Here is a 15,516-nt window from a genome sequence, read left to right on the forward strand (position 1 = left end):
TTGGCCCATGAAGCGTACTTCCGTATTCATCAGCGCTCTGATCTTGTCTACTGGATTGCAGGCCAGCACAGTGTCGGCTCGAGCGGACACGTCGCCAGGGCAGCGGCCTTCGAATGCCGATCTTGACGCGCGCATCAAGGCGTTGATCGCGAAGGTGAAGAGTTCATTACGTCCGCTGAAGGGTGGCACTTTCGAGATGGGGGATTGGGGGACTGAAACTGGTCAGCATTACGATCCTGATGCCTGGTCACGTCCTTTGCACAAGGTGACCTTGGATGGGTTTTCGATGATGGCTTACAAAGTGACGTATGACGACTTCGATGTATTCACGGACGTGACTGGCAATGAACGTATCAATATGGACAAATTCAGTATTGGTAGCCGGCAGCCCAGACGTCCTGCTGGGGTCAGCTGGTATGGGGCCAAGGCATATTGTCAATGGCTGGGAAAGTTGACCAAACTGTCATTCGATTTGCCCACAGAAGCGCAATGGGAATATGCCGCCCGATCAGGTGGAAAACGTGTTCTATTCGCTACCGATAATGGGAAAATCGATCGTCCTCGGAACTTTCCAAAGGATTGGCGTCACGAGATAAAGCAACCGCCGCCGCCGGAGGTCGGAGGATTTCCTCCTAACCCAGCTGGCCTATACGGTATGTCTGAGGATAGCGGAGAATGGGTCAACGACTGGTTTGATGAGGAATATTATAAAAACTCGCCGAAAAGCAACCCTCCCGGACCCGCTAACGGACTTAAGAAAGTATTGCGGGGCAGTGTGGGAGGGTATGCTGAAATTTCGGCAATGGTATTCATGAGAACATCGGCGATACCGCAGCCACAGCATGAAAATTATCCAAATGGCTTTGATTATGAAAAAAGAGTCGAGGTGCCATTTTCCGGTTATTCTGGCTATATAGATCAGAATTTTCGCTGTGTTACTGATGGAGCAAAGAAATCTAAGTAAAATATCCGGGATGATGGAGTGGAAACTCTGCAACTCGAAAATCAGGATCGTCATTACGAAGGAATGGCCTCCCTTTTAGAGGGTTTGCTGCCGCTAGTCGAACCTCGCAGCGGGTAACACAGTTCTCGAAAGTCGTTCCCACAGTGATCGAATTAATTGACTGAACTGCTTGATTTGGATCTGATTTCTGACCAATCGAGAACGTAACTCGCTCAAGGGTCTTGTTGAGATGCCTGGCTGATTGTGCTGTCRTCAGTATTTCGTTAATTGAAAATGCAGCAGATTTTCGCAGATCATCATTTGTTACGCTGGATGTCTTGGACGCTTCAATAAGACTTTTGATTAATGCGCCTCGCGACTCCGGCGGTAAATATGAATGCCAACYCCAGCCGGATTTTAATCCATCTTCTATTGTTTTAATAAACCGCGCCCCGGCTTGTTGGATTGCTGAACTGGTTTCGTTATACATGTTTTCAATCATGCTCGCTTTGACTCTAAAAAAACTCTCAAGTGATCTGCTTGTAGCAGTGGTGAGATACAAAATTTGATTAAATATGTAAAAATCAGCTTCGCCAATCAACTGAGGAATTTTCTTATAATCAGATTGTTTTAATTGATGAGCGATGCACATGAAAAATTGAGCAATTTGCTCTAAGCCAACGTTTGCGCCTACACTGCCCGAGCCTCCCAAACCTAAGCACGCTCCTGCTTTCGCAGCAATCACAAAATTCCCGTTACGATAAGCGCATTCGAAACCCAGCGTCGCAGCAAGTCCCTGAATTAGAGCTGCATCAGCGCTAACTGTCGCCATATCGACATATGCTGCAATCGCCTTGTTGATATCTGCCTTCTTGGGCTTTCCCGGGTTAACAAACCCTTCCGGATTCAACCACTGCAAGGCTCCCGCCAGATTCACCCCTTCCTTCAGCCCGGCAAATAATTTGACTTCACCCTTTGCCCCGATCTTGGCCTTGGTACCGCTCTGATTCTTTGGTGTGCCTCGTAATCCCTGCTTATCTCCCGTTACCATCAACGAAGCGCCTGCTTCAAGTGCGAGACTCGCTCCGGCGAGTGCATATAACGTCAGGTCACCGCGCAGCCGGAAGTAGCCAAGATCAAGCGGCTGATCAATGACGGTCGTGTCCAAATGCCAGCCCGCAGCATGCGGCAAATACATGATGGTCTCGACCTTGGCTTCCCCCACGGCAAAGGAAGCCTCGGCATTGGCCTTGATGCTGAACTGTGCGGCCTTTGCAGCCCGTTTGAAGCGCTGGGCCATGTTCTTGTCGCGCTTGTCGAAGAAATTGCCCTGACACGGCATAAAGGTGGCTTCGGCGCCGGCGCCTGCTGTCCAGCGCAGGAACTGAGCTTCGGGCTTCATGTCGACAACACGGTAAGGATTGTTGGGGTCGCTCTTTTCCGCGCCAACGATGCCTTCGATGATTTCTTTCTGCCCCCGCTCCAGGAAGCTCGTTGCCGAAGCCCCCATCACCTTGGCCCAGTCCGTCAGGATGCCGCTGAAGTGATCCGCATCTTTCGGCGCCCATTTCCATTTCTTCTCAAACTTCGCTATATCCTGCACCTGGCTCGCAACGCGTTTCCGGACCTCTTGCACATTAAGCGTCGTGCCGTTGAAGACCTTTTCTTTCGGGGCCTTTTTTCGCTCGGCCGAACCATCGACCATGTACACGCGTTTGTCATCCAGGGCCTTCTTCAAGGACTGGGCGCTAACATAAATCGGCGTATGCGTTCTTCCCTCCATGCGCTTCATCGTCAGCGGGACCAATTCGACCAGTTTCTTCGGATCGGTTTTCAGATTCGTGATCGCCTCGACCCGCTTTTTGGCCGCATCGCTTTTCTGAGACAGGGTATTCAGGGCTTCATCGAGCTCTTTCTGCGCTCGCGCAATGTCGGCTTTCGCCGAATTCGGTTGCTCCAGCAGGTGCTGCAGCGCGAGGGATTTTTCGGTGACCGCCCGGTTGGCTTCTTGCAGCTCTTCGATGGCGGTCTTGTTCTCATGCCCATCCTTGCGGCATTCCAGCCACTCGTCCGGATAGAGTGCGATGAAAGAGTTGTCGTCCGGACGGTAGAGCAGGACCCCATCCGTCAGCGTATGCTCGAATTCGATATAGGTGTCGCGAGGCGTGGTCGTCGGGGTGGATTTAACGGCAGCAAGCGATTCGCTCATCATGACGCTCCGGTAGGGATATCACTCGTCTTTGGGCAGGTACAGCTTGAGGTCTTCCCTCTTTGCCGTAAAAATGCGCTGGGTGCGTCCCAGGGCATCGGTGATGCCTTCGATCGTGACGCCGCTGGCCGATTCCAGCCGGTAGCGGACGTAGGCCATCGGTTCTTTCGTCTCTTCATTCCTGATGACGAAAGCTTCGTTATAGATTTCCCTGGCTTTAGGCAGCGCGGGAACGCTGGCACTCCCATCCTTTGGACCGGCCAGCTCTTTCATGCTCGCCTTGAATTCCACCTTCCCCGGCGCATGCAGCATGATGTTGCCGGCTTCGAGCTTGAGGCAGGCGCCCTGGGCGGTCAGCAGTACATGCTGCTTGCCGACAGCCTTCACGCTGGCGGCAATGCTCGCTACCGTGATGCATTTGTCGGCCGTGAGATGCGTTTCGCCGGACTGGCTTTGGGTGCTCAGCTTGCCGCTTGCTGCATGCAGCAGGATCCCGGTTTCCTGGTTCGGTTTGTCCTTGGCGTTTGCCTTGCCATACGTGAACAGGCTGATCCCTGCGACAGCGGCACGATAGCCATTGCCTCGTGCGGCAAAGTCGATGTCCTGGCCGGCGCAGATCGTCGTCGTGGCGCCCGCCGTCAGCACTGCGTCCGCCGGAGTAAGGGCCACGATGCCGTCGGGACTGGAAAGCTGAATCTGCGGCGCCGGCCAGGCAAACGTGTCCTTGCCGATCGTGCCGATCACCTCGGCGCTGTCCCTCATTCCGGTGATGGCGCTTGCGTCATTCACCACCGCATTGTGCTTACCCGCCGTCCCCGCCAGACTCTCCTGCAACTCCCGGCTCGCATCGATCTGTCCACACGCCCCGCGCGCCTCCATCTGCGCGCCACCCGCCAGGCGATCCGCCGACAGCAGCATGCCCTTCGCGGCACGCAAGGCCAACCCGTGCGCGGTCTTCAGTTCCGCGCCAAGGCCGGCCGTCTTGAGGCGCTGGTTGTCCGCCTGGTGCCGCACATGGCCAAGGTTCAGCTCTGCCGTGCCCTGGTGGGCGTTCGCATGCCGCTGCAGCGATACGCGGGCCTGGCCGGGGCTGTCGTCGAACACCAGCTGGCTATAGGCTTTCGTTCCAAGCTGGCTGGCCTGCATCGCCTGGCTTTTCAGGCCGGACAGCACGGCCGGATGCGCGTGTGCCCCGGCCTCGCCCGGGAACCAGGGCGGCGCATTGCCGGTCGCCGGACCGGCGCCATGATTGCGGGTGTTGTGCTGGGCGTCCTGGGCGCCGGCGCCGTTGTAGAGCGTGCCGATGACCACGGGGCGGTCGATGTCGCCTTCCAGGAAGTCGACCAGCACTTCCTGCCCGACGCGCGGCAGCGCGTGGCTGCCCCAGTTCGCACCGGCGATCGGCGCCAGCGGCGTGGCGACGCGTACCCAGGTGCCGGCGCTGTCGTCGCCAGGCGCTCCCGTATGCCCGTCGGGATGGGGATGGTCCAGCCGATTGTGGCTGTCCGCGCCGCGCTGCCAGTGGAACTGCAGCTTGATCCGGTGATCGCGGTCGGTGTGAATGACCGCGCCGGGCGGCCCGACCACGATGGCGGTCTGCTGGCCGCGGATGGTGGGCCGCGGATGCGATGAAGGACAGGCGCGGTAGGGAATGCTGCTGCGGATGGCGTCGATGCGATTGCGGTACAGCGGACGTTCGCCGGGCCTGGCGAGGTATGCCCTGCCATCCGAGGCCGGCGGCTCGCCAAGACGACCGGCGATCTCCGCCTTCATCTCGGCGCTCAGGTTGTTATGCATCAGGTGGCGCGCGCGGGTGACGAGGAAGCGGCGTTTGTCTTCGTCTTCCGCATCGTGCACGGCGTGGCCCGACAGCGTGAATGTCGTTCCCGGCGCGAGGGTGCGTACCGTGCCGGCGCCGATGAAGACCTCGCAGCGCGCTTCCAGGGGCTGCAGCCGGCGGTCGGCCAGGCGCTGGCCGTGGCTGCGGTTCGGATAGGCGTACTGTCCCGGCATGTCGCGCTGCGCCAGTTCCTCTTCCCTTGAGCGCATCGAGGATGAGAAGACGGGACGGCGATCGAGACTGCGGTAATCCCAGCTGGCGAGTTCGATCGCATTCGTCTGCTGCCGCACTTCGCAGCGCCAGCGGTCCATGCTGTCCTCCTTCATCACCGCGCCCGGCTGGGTGTAGCGCACGGCCGACTGGAGGTTGGCGAGGAAGGCGCCATTGTGGTCGGCGATCACCATCCGATGACTGCCCAGTCGCGGGCTGCCTGGATCGCCTTCATGCTCGAAGTAATAAAACAGGCCCTCCGCGCTCATCAGGCGCTCGATGAACGCGAGGTCGCTTTCCTGGTACTGCGTGGTCAGGCTGCGCTTCGGATAGCTGCCGGGATCGGCGAGATCGAAACGCCAGTCGGGAGCCAGCCGGCCACGTCCCTGCCAGGCCTTGAGAACCGTGTCGACGATGTCGGGCACGCTCATGTCCTGGAAGATGCGGCTGTCGCGGGTATGCGCCAGAAAGGCGCTCCATGGCTGCAGACTCAGCGTATAGCGGGCCATGCCGCCATTGGCGCCGTTCAGTTCCGCCGCCGCCAGGTAGCCGTGAAAGGGGCGCGGCATGCCGGCGTCGACAGTCAGCAGCTCGAGCAGGGCCGGCTGGCCGATCAGGGTGCGCAGCGGGATGCCGGCATCCAGCGACAGGGCAGTGATCGTGAACGCATACCCTTCGCCGATGGCTTCTTCGCCGCGCATCGATTCGGCCAGCAGCCGGTCGGGACCGAGGCACGTGTGCAGGCGCAGCAGGCGGCTTGTCTGGGCGGTGTCGGAAAAGAAGGCAGAAAATTGTGCAGGCATGAATGCTCTCGGGCGGTAACGGAAGCATTTGAAGCCGGATTTACTTGGACTCTATTGACTGCTCGCAAGACGCTTTGATTCAGGCCAGAACATCCATAGTTGCCCTATTGCAACCTTGCCATTTCCGCTCTACACTGCTCGGATGCCCGCACCCAGCCACCGGCCTGGATCGCGTCGTCGTCCACCATCCATTCATCAATTCATCAGGAGTGAACATCGATGGAAACCACACTGCAGACCCGCAAACCGATCGATGCCCTCACTTCCGAGGATCTGGAAGCGTTTGCGATCTGGGAATTTGCCATGGATGAGGAGGTGGACGACGCGCAGGACGAGACCTGGATCCGGCCGCTTGAACGCGCCACGATTCCGCGCGACGCGCTTTCGCTATCGGTTGCGGCCGATTTCGTGGCCGCCGACGGCACGCCTTTCGTCGGCGTCGTTGCCCTGTCGACCGATGAGGAGATCGCGTTCGATGGCGCCGGCCTGCTTGCCGACGGCGCCTACGTGTATGCCGCGCACGGCGCGAAAACGCCGCTCAGGTACAAGACCAGCACCGCCAGCGAGCTCGGCAAGCCTCCCGGCGGCATTTACCCCTTGCGCTTTACCCTGCGCGCGCTGCTTGAAGGCGAAGCCGCTCCGCGCAGCGGCGTCTTTTCCTGAGCGCGTAACGCTCAGAGAGCTCAGCGCACGCGGCGCATCGACGAAATGCGGTTGTTCATCCCTTCCAGGAAGGGATAGCGGCCCGGGCCGTACACCACGCACTGGCCGCGGAAGTCGCCATGTTCGCAGAATTCCCAGCGGCCTTCGTAGATGATGATGGAACCGGCGCGGTCGTTGAAGCCGACGTCGTTCAGCGAGCGGACATCGCCGGACAGGCTGACGGCCGGGCCTTCGAAGCGCTGGCCGGAGAACAGCTGGACGGCGTCGCCGCCGCGCGGGCCGCCGCGTTCATCGCGTCCATCGCGCCAGTCGCCGCGGCGCTCTTCACGATCCCCGCGCCAGCCCGGGCCGCCGCGGCGGTCGTCACGGTCGTAGCCGCGGCCGCCGCGCGAGACTTCCCGCAGCGAGGAAATGCTGTCGTTGAAGCGCGGCAGTTCGCGGTATTCGCCGGGGCCGAACTCGGCGCAGTAGCCGCCGAAATCCCTGTCCTCGCAGACTTGCCAGACGCCCGAACGCACGATGATGCTCGAGGCGCGGTCGTTGAAGCCGATGTCGGCCAGGTTGTAGGCGTCGCGGTTGATGGTGACGCTGGGGCCGCGGAAGTTACTATCGGTGAACAGCGTGATCTCGCCGGCAAAGGCGGCGTGGGCAAAGGTGGCCAGCACGGCGGCGGCAGCTAACAGGCGTTTCATGTGATCTCCATCGATGCGTTTTCTGTGCGCCCATGCCGGCGCCTGCGTATTCAACGCGGCAGGAGAGTAGCACGAGGACATGGCTTTGTAACAAATTTCTACTGCTGCAGCGGACAGGCGGCGCCCGGCTCGTCCAGTTCGCGCGCCAGCTCGGCGCGCAGCATGGTCAGGCCGGCGATGCGGGCGTCGATGTCGGCCAGCTTGCGGCGTAGCGCCTCTTGCAGCTCCTGTGCGGAGTTCTCGGGCGTCGCCAGCAGCGGCATCCCGGCTTCGATCTCGGCCAGGGTAAAGCCGAGCTGCTGGGCGCTGCGCAGGTAGCATAGCCATTGCACGGCCTCGGGCGGGTAATCCCGGTAGCCGTTGTCGCGGCGGCGAGGCTGCAGCAGGCCGCGCTTTTCATAGAAGCGCAGGGTATCCCGGCTCAGGCCGGTGGCGGATGCCAGTTCTCCGATTTTCATGGGCGTTCACAAAAGGGCTTGACCCTGGAGTGTACTCCACGGTTGATGATCTCTGGAACCAACCCAAGGAGATATCATGAACCTGAACACCTACCTGAAGATCGTCCGCGCCAGCGCCTGGTACGATCTGCTGCTCACCGCCTGCTTCGCCACGCCCTGGACCTTCGCCCTGGCGCACGAGCACCTGTCCGCCGTGAACCAGTGGCTGGGCGGCGCCGCGCTGCCGGCCTTTTCTCCCTTCCACATCCTGTTAGCCTGCATGATGGGCAGCGTGGTGCTGGTCTGGAGCGTGCTGCGCCTGCATGCGACGGCGGCGCTGTACGGGCGCTACGACGGCGTCGGCCGCTTCCTGTTTTCGATGTGGATGACCTGGGCACTTGTCCACACCGGCGCGCCGCTGCTGTGGCTGTTCGTAGTGCCCGAATTTATCTGGGGTGTGGTGCAATGGCTGCCCGTCGACGAGGCGGCCGCTCAGGATGGCAACAGCACCGCGCGCGCTCCTTTGACCAGTGCCGCGCCCATGCGTTCGAGCCTCGGCGGCTGAATCCGCCAGGCATGCCAGTGCAGGGACACGTCCAGGTGCAGGTCGGGCGTCAGGTCGACCAGCACCTCGGTCTTCAGCAGTTCCGCACACTGTTCCAGCGGCAGCAGGCCATAGCCCAGGCCGAGCCGGATCGCGTCGGCGAAGGGATCGCTGGCCGGCACGTAGTGGAAGGGATACGCCCCTTCCGGCAGGCCGAAGTGCTGCAGCAGGAAGGCCGCCTGCAGGGAATCCTTGCGGTCGAACACCACCACCGGCGCCTTCCTGGCGGCCTCGCGCGTAAAACCGCCGGGGAACCAGCGCCGCGCGAACGCCTTCGATGCCACCAGGCGGTAGCGCATGATGCCCAGCGGCGTCACGGTGCAGCCGCGCATCGGCTCCGGTTCGCCGGAGATGCAGGCCAGGGCGCGGCCCTGCTCCAGCAGCGTAAACGTGTGCCACTGGTCGTCCAGCACGAATTCGACCAGCAGCTGTTCCGCGGCCAGCACCGGCGCCAGCACCGGCAGCAGCCAGGTCGCCAGGGTGTCGTTGTTGACCGCCAGCGGCACCCGCACCGGCAGCTCGTCGTTCTCGACCTCGGCCAGGAACTCGGCTTCCAGCAGGGCGCGCCGGCGCAGGAACTGCAGCAGGCGCATGCCGGGCGCGGTCGGGCGGCAGGGACGGGTGCGGATCAGCAGCGGCGTGCCGAGATCGTGCTCGAGCGCCGAAATGCGCTGGGACACCGCCGAAGGTGTGATGCTCAGCTGGTGGGCGGCCGCTTCCAGGCTGCCGCTGTCGACGGCGGCCAGGAAGGCTTCGCTGCGGCGCGGATCGATCTTCATAGATTAGCGAAATTTACGATAGCTTAGATTTCGTTAATGTAATTGAAGATTCACCGCAGAGCCTTGATCCTCTCGATATTGACGCATCGAGGATCGACGAACATGTTTTCGCAGCAGGTATTTCTACAGGGATTGGGCATGGGCGCGAGCCTGATCATGCCGATCGGCGCCCAGAACGCGCACGTGATCCGCACCGGCGTCAGCGGCCGGCACGTGGGGTTGACGGTGGCGGCCTGCATCCTGGTCGACGTCACCCTGATCGGGCTCGGCATGGCGGGGCTCGGGCAGCTGGTGGAATCCTCGGAATGGCTGCTGGCGGCGGCGCGCCATGGCGGCGCCCTGTTCCTGCTGTGGTACGGCCTGCGCTGCTGGACGAGCGCCTGGCGCGGTGCCGGCGCCGGACCGGCGGACGAGGGACAGCAGGCGCCCACCGCCCGCCGCGCCCTGGTGACGGTAATGGCGATGTCGCTGCTGAATCCCCACGTCTACCTGGATACCGTGGTGCTGCTGGGCGCGGTCGGCGGCAGCCTGGCGGCCGGGCACCGCGGCGCTTTCGCGGCGGGTGCGATGACGGCTTCGCTGCTGTGGTTTTCCCTGCTCGGCCTGGGCGCGCGCCGCTGCGCCTTCGTGCTGGGACGGCCGGCGGTGTGGCGCGCCATCGAAGCCTTCACGGGCACCACCATGCTGGTGCTGGCCGTGCTGCTGCTGAGAGAAGCTTGATTCAGGCGGCCAGCGGATCGGGAGGCAGCTTCCCTGCCAATTCCTTGCCGCCTTCCACCGACATCTGGGCCGGCAGCGCGACCCCGTTCTTCACCGCGGTCAGCTCGGCCAGGATCGACACCGCGATCTCGTAGGGCGTCTTGCTGCCGATATACAGGCCGATCGGGCCGTGCAGCTTGGCGATCTGTTCTTCGCTCAGGTCGAATTCGCGCAGGCGTTCGCGGCGCCGCGCATTGTTCACGCGCGAGCCGATCGCGCCCACGTAGAAGGCGTCGGTCTTGAGCGCTTCCATCAGGGCCAGGTCGTCCAGCTTGGGATCGTGGGTCAGCGCGATCACGGCGCTGCGGCTGTCCAGCTTCATCTCGAGCACGAGGTCGTCCGGCATCGCATGCACGACCTCCACGCCCGGCAGGCTCCAGCTGCCGCGGTATTCCTCGCGCGGGTCGCACACCGTCACCTGGTATTCGAGTCCGATCGCGATCTGGGCCAGGAACTGCGACAGCTGGCCGGCGCCGATGATCAGCATGCGCAGGCGCGGCCCGTGCACGCTCACCAGGCTGCCGTCCGCCATGCGCAGCTGGTCGTCGGGCGATGCCGACGACAGCTCGACCGCACCGGATTCCAGGTCCAGGGTACGGCGGCTCAGCACGCGGCGCTGGGCCAGGGCCAGCAGTTCATCCATGCGGCTGTGCGGGCCGAGCGGCTCGACCACCAGCTGGATCGTGCCGCCGCAGGGCAGGCCGAAACGGTGGGCTTCGTCGGCCGAGATGCCGTAGGTGACCACTTCCGGCCTGGTCCGCGTGATGCCATGCTCGCGCACCGCCGCGATCAGGTCGTCCTCGATGCAGCCGCCGGAGACGGAACCGACCACCAGGCCGTCGGCGCGGATGGCCATGGTCGCGCCTTCCGGCCGCGGGCTCGAACCCCAGGTGCGCACCACGGTCACGTACTCGCACGGGACGCCGTCACGGATCCATTGCGCGCAGGCGTGCAGCACTTCGAGGTCGATACTGTCCATTCCGTTTCCTTTTCCAGCGTGTTGAAGCGATTGCAGACCGCATGCTAACGCAAAACGAAAACACGCTCCGGACGGCTGGGCCTAAGTACTCGCCCAAAAATAAATGTGTTTTTGGCTGCCAAAATTCACATTTATTTCTGGCCAAGTACTTAGGCGTCCGTGTACTCCGCCTCGATCTCGTCCTTCCGGTTGCGCGCCGAGATATCGAGGATCACGGTGGCCTTGAAACTGTGGCTGGGGTGGGCCGCGCGGTGCTTGGCGAACCAGAACACTTCTTCGCGGTCCTCGTCCTCGTGCCAGGTCGCGATCACCTTGTGCTCCTCGGGGACGTCCTCGTAGTCGAAGGCTTCCAGCGCCGCATCCTCGACCATGTCGTGCCAGGCTTCGCAATCCTTGCCCCAGGCCAGCAGGTAACGGCAGCCGGACGCCACCAGCCAGCGGCTGATCTCCGCCTGCCAGAGTTCCGTGACCTCTTCCTCGGCCAGCACGATGGCGAGGAAGGGAGACAGGTGATCGAGGGCGGGTGCTTCGCCGCCGGGCGGCAGCTGCAGGTAAGTGAGGATCTTCTTTTGCATGATGGCGCAAGCTTAACATCGGCGGCGCGTTGCTGGCATACTATGAACCTGTCCGGGTAGGCGGGAGTCGCTCCTGGCGCGCCTGACAAGCGCGGGCGGCGTTGCTCGTCGTTGCATGGCTCGCCATGCGGCCTCCTCGCGCCTTGCCCGCGCTTGCCATGCATCGCCATGCGCGTCCCCCGCCCACCGGGACAGGTTCTTTGCCGTCACCGATCCAGGAGTCTCCACCTTGAAGAAATCCGCATCCTTCGCGCTTGCCGCCGCCCTCCTTGCGGGCACGAACTTCGCCCAGGCCGCCATTCCCGTCTATGGCTTCGTGGTCAAGAACACCTACCCGCACGACCCGCAGGCGTTTACCCAGGGCCTGTTCATCAAGGATGGCCAGCTGTTCGAGAGTACCGGCCAGAAGGGCCAGTCCTCGCTGCGCCGGGTCGATCTCAAGACCGGCAAGGTGCTGCAGAAGAAGGAGCTGGCCGACGAATACTTCGGCGAAGGCTCGACTCCGGTCGGCAACACCATCGTCAACCTGACCTGGCAGTCGAATGTCGGCTTCATCTTCGATGCGAAAACCTTCACCTTGAAGGGCCGCTTCAACTACAAGGGCGAAGGCTGGGGCCTGGCCAGCGATGCGAAAAACGTCTACATGAGCGACGGCAGCGCCGAGATCCGCATCCTCGATCCGAAGACGCTCGAAGAGCGGCGCCGCATCCGCGTGACGGCCGAGGGCAAGCCGATCGTCCAGCTCAACGAACTCGAGATGGTGGACGGCGAGTTGTACGCCAACGTCTGGGGCACGGACGTGATCGCGCGCATCGACCCCGCCAGCGGCAACGTGGTCGGCTGGATCGACCTCACCGGCCTGCTGCCGCCGGCCCAGCGCGGCACGGGCAATGTGGATGCGGTCCTGAACGGCATCGCATACGACGACAAGCACCACAAGCTCTATGTGACGGGCAAGCTGTGGCCGAAGCTGTTCGAGATCGAGCTGGTCCAGATCCGGCGCTGAGCCGGCTTCACGCGTGGGCGCGCAGCGCCCACCCTACCTTACCGCGATCACCACCTTGCCGAAGTGCGAGCCCGATTCCATGTGGCGGTAGGCCTCCCGCGCCTGGTCGAAGGTGAACACGCGGTCGACCACCGGCTGCAGGCCGCTGGTGTCGGCAAAGCGCATGACCTGTTCCAGCATGGCCCGGCTGCCCACGAAGATACCGACCATGCGCTTGGCGCTGGCCAGCAGGGTGGCCGGATTGACTTCGCCGCCGAAGCCGCTGACGCCGCCGATGATGGCGACGGTACCGCCCATCGCGCATGAGGATACCGAGCGGTTCACGGTGCCCTGCCCGCCCACTTCCAGCACCACGTGGGCGCCGGCGCCGTGGGTCAGGCGCAGCACCTCTTCCTGCCATTCCGGGAAGGTGCGGTAGTTGACGGTGTGGTGCGCGCCCAGTTCGCGGGCGCGCTGCAGCTTCTCGTCGCTGGACGAGGTGATGATGGTGCGCAGGCCGGCCGCCCTCGCCAGCTGCAGGCCGAGCACCGAGACGCCGCCGGTCCCCAGCAGCAACACGGTGTCGCCGGGACGGACCTCGTTGCTGGACACAAAGATCGCATTCCAGGCGGTCACGCCGGCGCAGGGCATGGTCGAGGCGTCGACGAAGCTCATCCCCGGCGGGATCTTCACCAGCGCGTCTTCGGACAGCACGACCTCTTCGGCCAGCATGCCGTCGATGTCGCCGCCCAGCGCGTGGCGGATCTTGTCCGGCCCGGTCGGACCGTCCTGCCAGTAAGGGAAGAAGGATGCGGCCACGCGGTCGCCGACCTGCACCCGGCTCACGCCCGCCCCCACCGCCAGCACTTCGCCGGCGCCGTCCGAGCAGGGAATGATCGGGTCGTCGACGGTGACCAGGTAGTTACCGCTCGCGACCATCAGGTCGCGGTAGTTCAGCGACACCGCATGCACGCGCACGCGCACTTCGCCCATGCCCAGTTCACGCTCGGGAAAATCCACGCACTGCAGCCCGTCGATGCCATCGCCGGGAAGAATCTGGTAAGCCCGCATCATTGCTCTCCATCCATCGATGTTGCGGCAGCGGACATCGGCGCCCGCACGGCCGGGGACATCATTGTGGACTCAATGATCAGTTGGACGGCGCACGAAAAAAAGGCCCGTCCTGCGGCAGGACGAGCCCGTGTCTGAATACCCAAAGCCCGGGGCCGCCGGCGCACCGCTCGCCTGGCCGCTCAGGTGACGATCAGTTGGCCGCCACCATCGCTTTCTGCGCCGGAATGAAATCGCGCAGCACCGCTTCGCGCATCAGCTTCGGCGGCAGGATGCCCTGGGCGATGATGAAGTCGTTGAAGGCTTTTAAATTGAAACGCTCGCCCAGTTCGATCTCGGCCAGGGTCTTCAGCGCGCGCAGCTTCACGTAGCCGTAGTAGTAGGCGGTGGCCTGGCCGGGGCTGCGGAAGGAATAGCGGTCCACTTCCGACTGCGCGAAGGGCTCCGACAGCACCACTTCCTTCATCAGGAAATCCTTGGCCTGTGCCGGCGTCATGCGGCCCAGGTTGATCTGCGGGTCGAGCATCGCACGCGCCATGCGCAGCAGGCGCGCATGCAGGGACACCAGCTGGCCTTCCGGCGGCATATAGGGCAGCACCAGCGCTTCCGAATACAGGCCCCAGCCTTCGACGTTGGTGCTGTTGAAGGCGAAACGGGCGCGCGCCACCGACATGCCCTGCTCCACCATCGACGCGAACTGCAGCTCGTGGCCGGGACGTGCCTCGTGCGCGGCCAGGGTCCAGGACATCGCGGCGAAGTCGAAGTCGTTCATCTTTTCCTTCGACTTCGCATTCGGGTTCGACAGCGGGATCACGAACTCGCCGTACTCCCCGGTATTGCCGATCATGCGCGGCGGGTTCATGAAGGGCGCCGGCGTGCGCGCCGCTTCGGCCGGGGTCGCGGTGCGGATATTCGCGTCGCGCGTGGGCAGGGTCACCAGCCCGTGCTGGCGGATGATGCCCTCGATGTCCTTCAGGCGCTCGCGGTAGAAGGACAGCAGCTGGTCCGGCGGGATCGAGGTCTTCTTCAGCTCGCGCATCACGTCGCGGTAGTCGCTGGACTGCAGGCCTCGCTGGGAGGCGATGGTGTTGGCCACCACCTGCATCTGGTCGCGTACCTCCTGGAAGTCGAAGCTGGCGCGCTCGATCATCTGCTCCGGCGCGATGTCGACGCCGACGTTGCGCAGGCGATTCACGTAGACCGCTTCCGGCAGCCGCACGTCCTTGCGCGCGCGCGGCAGGATGCGGCTCTTCACGAAGGCGTCGTAGTCGTTCACCTGCTGGCGCAGCGTCGCGAAGTCGGCTTCCCAGCCGCTGAGTTTGGCCTTCCTGAAGAGGTCCTCGATGCCGTCCAGGTAGGTGGCGTTGTTGTTCAGCCCATCCTCGACTTCGCCGACATACGGCCCGATCAGGGACTTGTTCGCCAGGCGCTCCTCGGTGCGTGCGCGCACCAGGGTGGCGATCGGCGTGGTGCCGTTCTCCTTGCCGGCGTAGCGCTTCAGGCGCACCAGGGCCAGCTTCTGGCGCTCCGGCTTGTTGCGGGGGTCGAGCAGGGCGCGCAGGCCGCCGTACACCAGTTCGCCCACATTGGTGTAGTCCAGCAGGTACTGGCGTTCCAGCTTCATGGAGGTGATCTGCTTTTCGCGCGAGTCGATCAGGATGTCGAGGTCTTGCCCCACCTTCGGATCCTTCTCGCCCGCGCGCTGGCGGCGCAGTTCGAGCAGGCGTTTTTCGGTGTCGGCCAGCTCGCGCTCGTAGTCGCGCGGCTTGTAGTCGGCGACCATGGTGTCGAAGCTTTCGTCGCCCAGCGAGGTGGAGTCTTCGGGGTGGTATTTGCCGGTATCCTTCAGGACCGGCTGGGCGTAGGCGTCGCTGCGTGCGACCCAGGCAGGAGGAGCAGCGAATGCGCTGCCGGATGCGAGAACCAGGGCAAGACCGAGCTTGAAGCGGGACATGACCATCCTTTGG

14 protein-coding genes are annotated in these 15,516 nt (G+C 63.0%); 5 read left to right on the forward strand and 9 right to left on the reverse strand.

Annotation, left to right across the window (positions count from 1 at the left end):
• The first annotated feature begins 7 nt into the window (after positions 1-7).
• Positions 8-964, forward strand: coding sequence for a formylglycine-generating enzyme family protein (locus AC1DIX_RS08245; RefSeq protein WP_477323470.1), 957 nt, complete (start codon positions 8-10; stop codon positions 962-964).
• On the opposite strand, the gene AC1DIX_RS08250 is transcribed toward AC1DIX_RS08245, so the two are convergent.
• Positions 957-3,155, reverse strand: coding sequence for a hypothetical protein (locus AC1DIX_RS08250; protein ID WP_477323472.1), 2,199 nt, complete (start codon positions 3,153-3,155; stop codon positions 957-959). The two genes, AC1DIX_RS08245 and AC1DIX_RS08250, sit on opposite strands and share 8 nt — an antisense overlap.
• An 18-nt stretch (positions 3,156-3,173) precedes the next feature.
• Entirely contained in the window at positions 3,174-6,005 is a 2,832-nt protein-coding gene (locus AC1DIX_RS08255) for a type VI secretion system Vgr family protein (protein WP_477323474.1), read from the reverse strand.
• 219 nt (positions 6,006-6,224) lie between these two features.
• On the opposite strand from AC1DIX_RS08255, the gene AC1DIX_RS08260 reads away from it, so the two are divergent.
• The gene (locus AC1DIX_RS08260) at positions 6,225-6,668 is read left to right on the forward strand and encodes a hypothetical protein (protein WP_477323476.1); all 444 of its coding nucleotides are present in this window, start codon (positions 6,225-6,227) and stop codon (positions 6,666-6,668) included.
• Positions 6,669-6,688: 20 nt separating this feature from the next.
• Here AC1DIX_RS08260 and AC1DIX_RS08265 read toward each other — a convergent pair whose 3' ends face one another.
• Both AC1DIX_RS08265 and AC1DIX_RS08270 read right to left on the reverse strand, forming a co-directional pair.
• Positions 6,689-7,360, reverse strand: coding sequence for a beta/gamma crystallin-related protein (locus tag AC1DIX_RS08265; protein ID WP_477323479.1), 672 nt, complete (start codon positions 7,358-7,360; stop codon positions 6,689-6,691).
• A 98-nt stretch (positions 7,361-7,458) separates the two neighbouring features.
• Complete coding sequence (locus AC1DIX_RS08270; RefSeq protein WP_477323482.1) at positions 7,459-7,818, reverse strand: MerR family transcriptional regulator; 360 nt, start codon at positions 7,816-7,818, stop codon at positions 7,459-7,461.
• Positions 7,819-7,894: 76 nt separating this feature from the next.
• Between AC1DIX_RS08270 and AC1DIX_RS08275 the strand changes: the two genes are divergently transcribed.
• Positions 7,895-8,362, forward strand: a complete 468-nt coding sequence (locus AC1DIX_RS08275) for a hypothetical protein (RefSeq protein ID WP_477323485.1) — start codon at positions 7,895-7,897, stop codon at positions 8,360-8,362.
• Here AC1DIX_RS08275 and AC1DIX_RS08280 read toward each other — a convergent pair.
• Positions 8,290-9,180: a LysR family transcriptional regulator ArgP gene (locus tag AC1DIX_RS08280; protein ID WP_477323487.1), complete on the reverse strand. Its 891-nt coding sequence runs from the start codon at positions 9,178-9,180 to the stop codon at positions 8,290-8,292. The genes AC1DIX_RS08275 and AC1DIX_RS08280 overlap by 73 nt on opposite strands.
• Before the next feature lie 138 nt (positions 9,181-9,318).
• Here AC1DIX_RS08280 and AC1DIX_RS08285 point away from each other — a divergent pair, with 138 nt between their 5' ends.
• Positions 9,319-9,900, forward strand: a complete 582-nt coding sequence (locus AC1DIX_RS08285) for a LysE/ArgO family amino acid transporter (RefSeq protein ID WP_477323489.1) — start codon at positions 9,319-9,321, stop codon at positions 9,898-9,900.
• Between the two features lies 1 nt (position 9,901).
• Here AC1DIX_RS08285 and AC1DIX_RS08290 read toward each other — a convergent pair whose 3' ends face one another.
• A complete protein-coding gene (locus tag AC1DIX_RS08290; RefSeq protein ID WP_477253405.1) occupies positions 9,902-10,918 on the reverse strand; it encodes an XdhC family protein in 1,017 nt (338 codons plus the stop codon).
• Positions 10,919-11,067: 149 nt separating this feature from the next.
• A complete protein-coding gene (locus AC1DIX_RS08295; protein WP_477323491.1) occupies positions 11,068-11,493 on the reverse strand; it encodes a DUF7684 family protein in 426 nt (141 codons plus the stop codon).
• Positions 11,494-11,722: 229 nt separating this feature from the next.
• Here AC1DIX_RS08295 and AC1DIX_RS08300 point away from each other — a divergent pair, with 229 nt between their 5' ends.
• Positions 11,723-12,499: a glutaminyl-peptide cyclotransferase gene (locus tag AC1DIX_RS08300; RefSeq protein WP_441935165.1), complete on the forward strand. Its 777-nt coding sequence runs from the start codon at positions 11,723-11,725 to the stop codon at positions 12,497-12,499.
• Positions 12,500-12,532: 33 nt separating this feature from the next.
• Here AC1DIX_RS08300 and AC1DIX_RS08305 read toward each other — a convergent pair whose 3' ends face one another.
• On the reverse strand, positions 12,533-13,549 hold the full coding sequence (locus AC1DIX_RS08305; RefSeq protein WP_442121286.1) for a zinc-dependent alcohol dehydrogenase family protein: 1,017 nt from the start codon (positions 13,547-13,549) through the stop codon (positions 12,533-12,535).
• Positions 13,550-13,742: 193 nt separating this feature from the next.
• On the reverse strand, positions 13,743-15,503 hold the full coding sequence (locus AC1DIX_RS08310) for a DUF885 domain-containing protein (RefSeq protein WP_477323494.1): 1,761 nt from the start codon (positions 15,501-15,503) through the stop codon (positions 13,743-13,745).
• Positions 15,504-15,516 lie beyond the last annotated feature (13 nt).

This window comes from Massilia sp. 05N420 (genome assembly GCF_056397205.1).

Excerpts from the sequence above, each read along its gene's own strand:
- AC1DIX_RS08245 (WP_477323470.1), top strand. The coding sequence starts at position 8 with ATGAAGCGTACTTCCGTATTCATCAGCGCTCTGATCTTGTCTACTGGA.
- AC1DIX_RS08255 (WP_477323474.1), bottom strand. The coding sequence starts at position 6,005 with ATGCCTGCACAATTTTCTGCCTTCTTTTCCGACACCGCCCAGACAAGC.
- AC1DIX_RS08260 (WP_477323476.1), top strand. The coding sequence starts at position 6,225 with ATGGAAACCACACTGCAGACCCGCAAACCGATCGATGCCCTCACTTCC.
- AC1DIX_RS08265 (WP_477323479.1), bottom strand. The coding sequence starts at position 7,360 with ATGAAACGCCTGTTAGCTGCCGCCGCCGTGCTGGCCACCTTTGCCCAC.
- AC1DIX_RS08270 (WP_477323482.1), bottom strand. The coding sequence starts at position 7,818 with ATGAAAATCGGAGAACTGGCATCCGCCACCGGCCTGAGCCGGGATACC.
- AC1DIX_RS08275 (WP_477323485.1), top strand. The coding sequence starts at position 7,895 with ATGAACCTGAACACCTACCTGAAGATCGTCCGCGCCAGCGCCTGGTAC.
- AC1DIX_RS08280 (WP_477323487.1), bottom strand. The coding sequence starts at position 9,180 with ATGAAGATCGATCCGCGCCGCAGCGAAGCCTTCCTGGCCGCCGTCGAC.
- AC1DIX_RS08285 (WP_477323489.1), top strand. The coding sequence starts at position 9,319 with ATGGGCGCGAGCCTGATCATGCCGATCGGCGCCCAGAACGCGCACGTG.
- AC1DIX_RS08290 (WP_477253405.1), bottom strand. The coding sequence starts at position 10,918 with ATGGACAGTATCGACCTCGAAGTGCTGCACGCCTGCGCGCAATGGATC.
- AC1DIX_RS08295 (WP_477323491.1), bottom strand. The coding sequence starts at position 11,493 with ATGCAAAAGAAGATCCTCACTTACCTGCAGCTGCCGCCCGGCGGCGAA.
- AC1DIX_RS08305 (WP_442121286.1), bottom strand. The coding sequence starts at position 13,549 with ATGCGGGCTTACCAGATTCTTCCCGGCGATGGCATCGACGGGCTGCAG.
- AC1DIX_RS08310 (WP_477323494.1), bottom strand. The coding sequence starts at position 15,503 with ATGTCCCGCTTCAAGCTCGGTCTTGCCCTGGTTCTCGCATCCGGCAGC.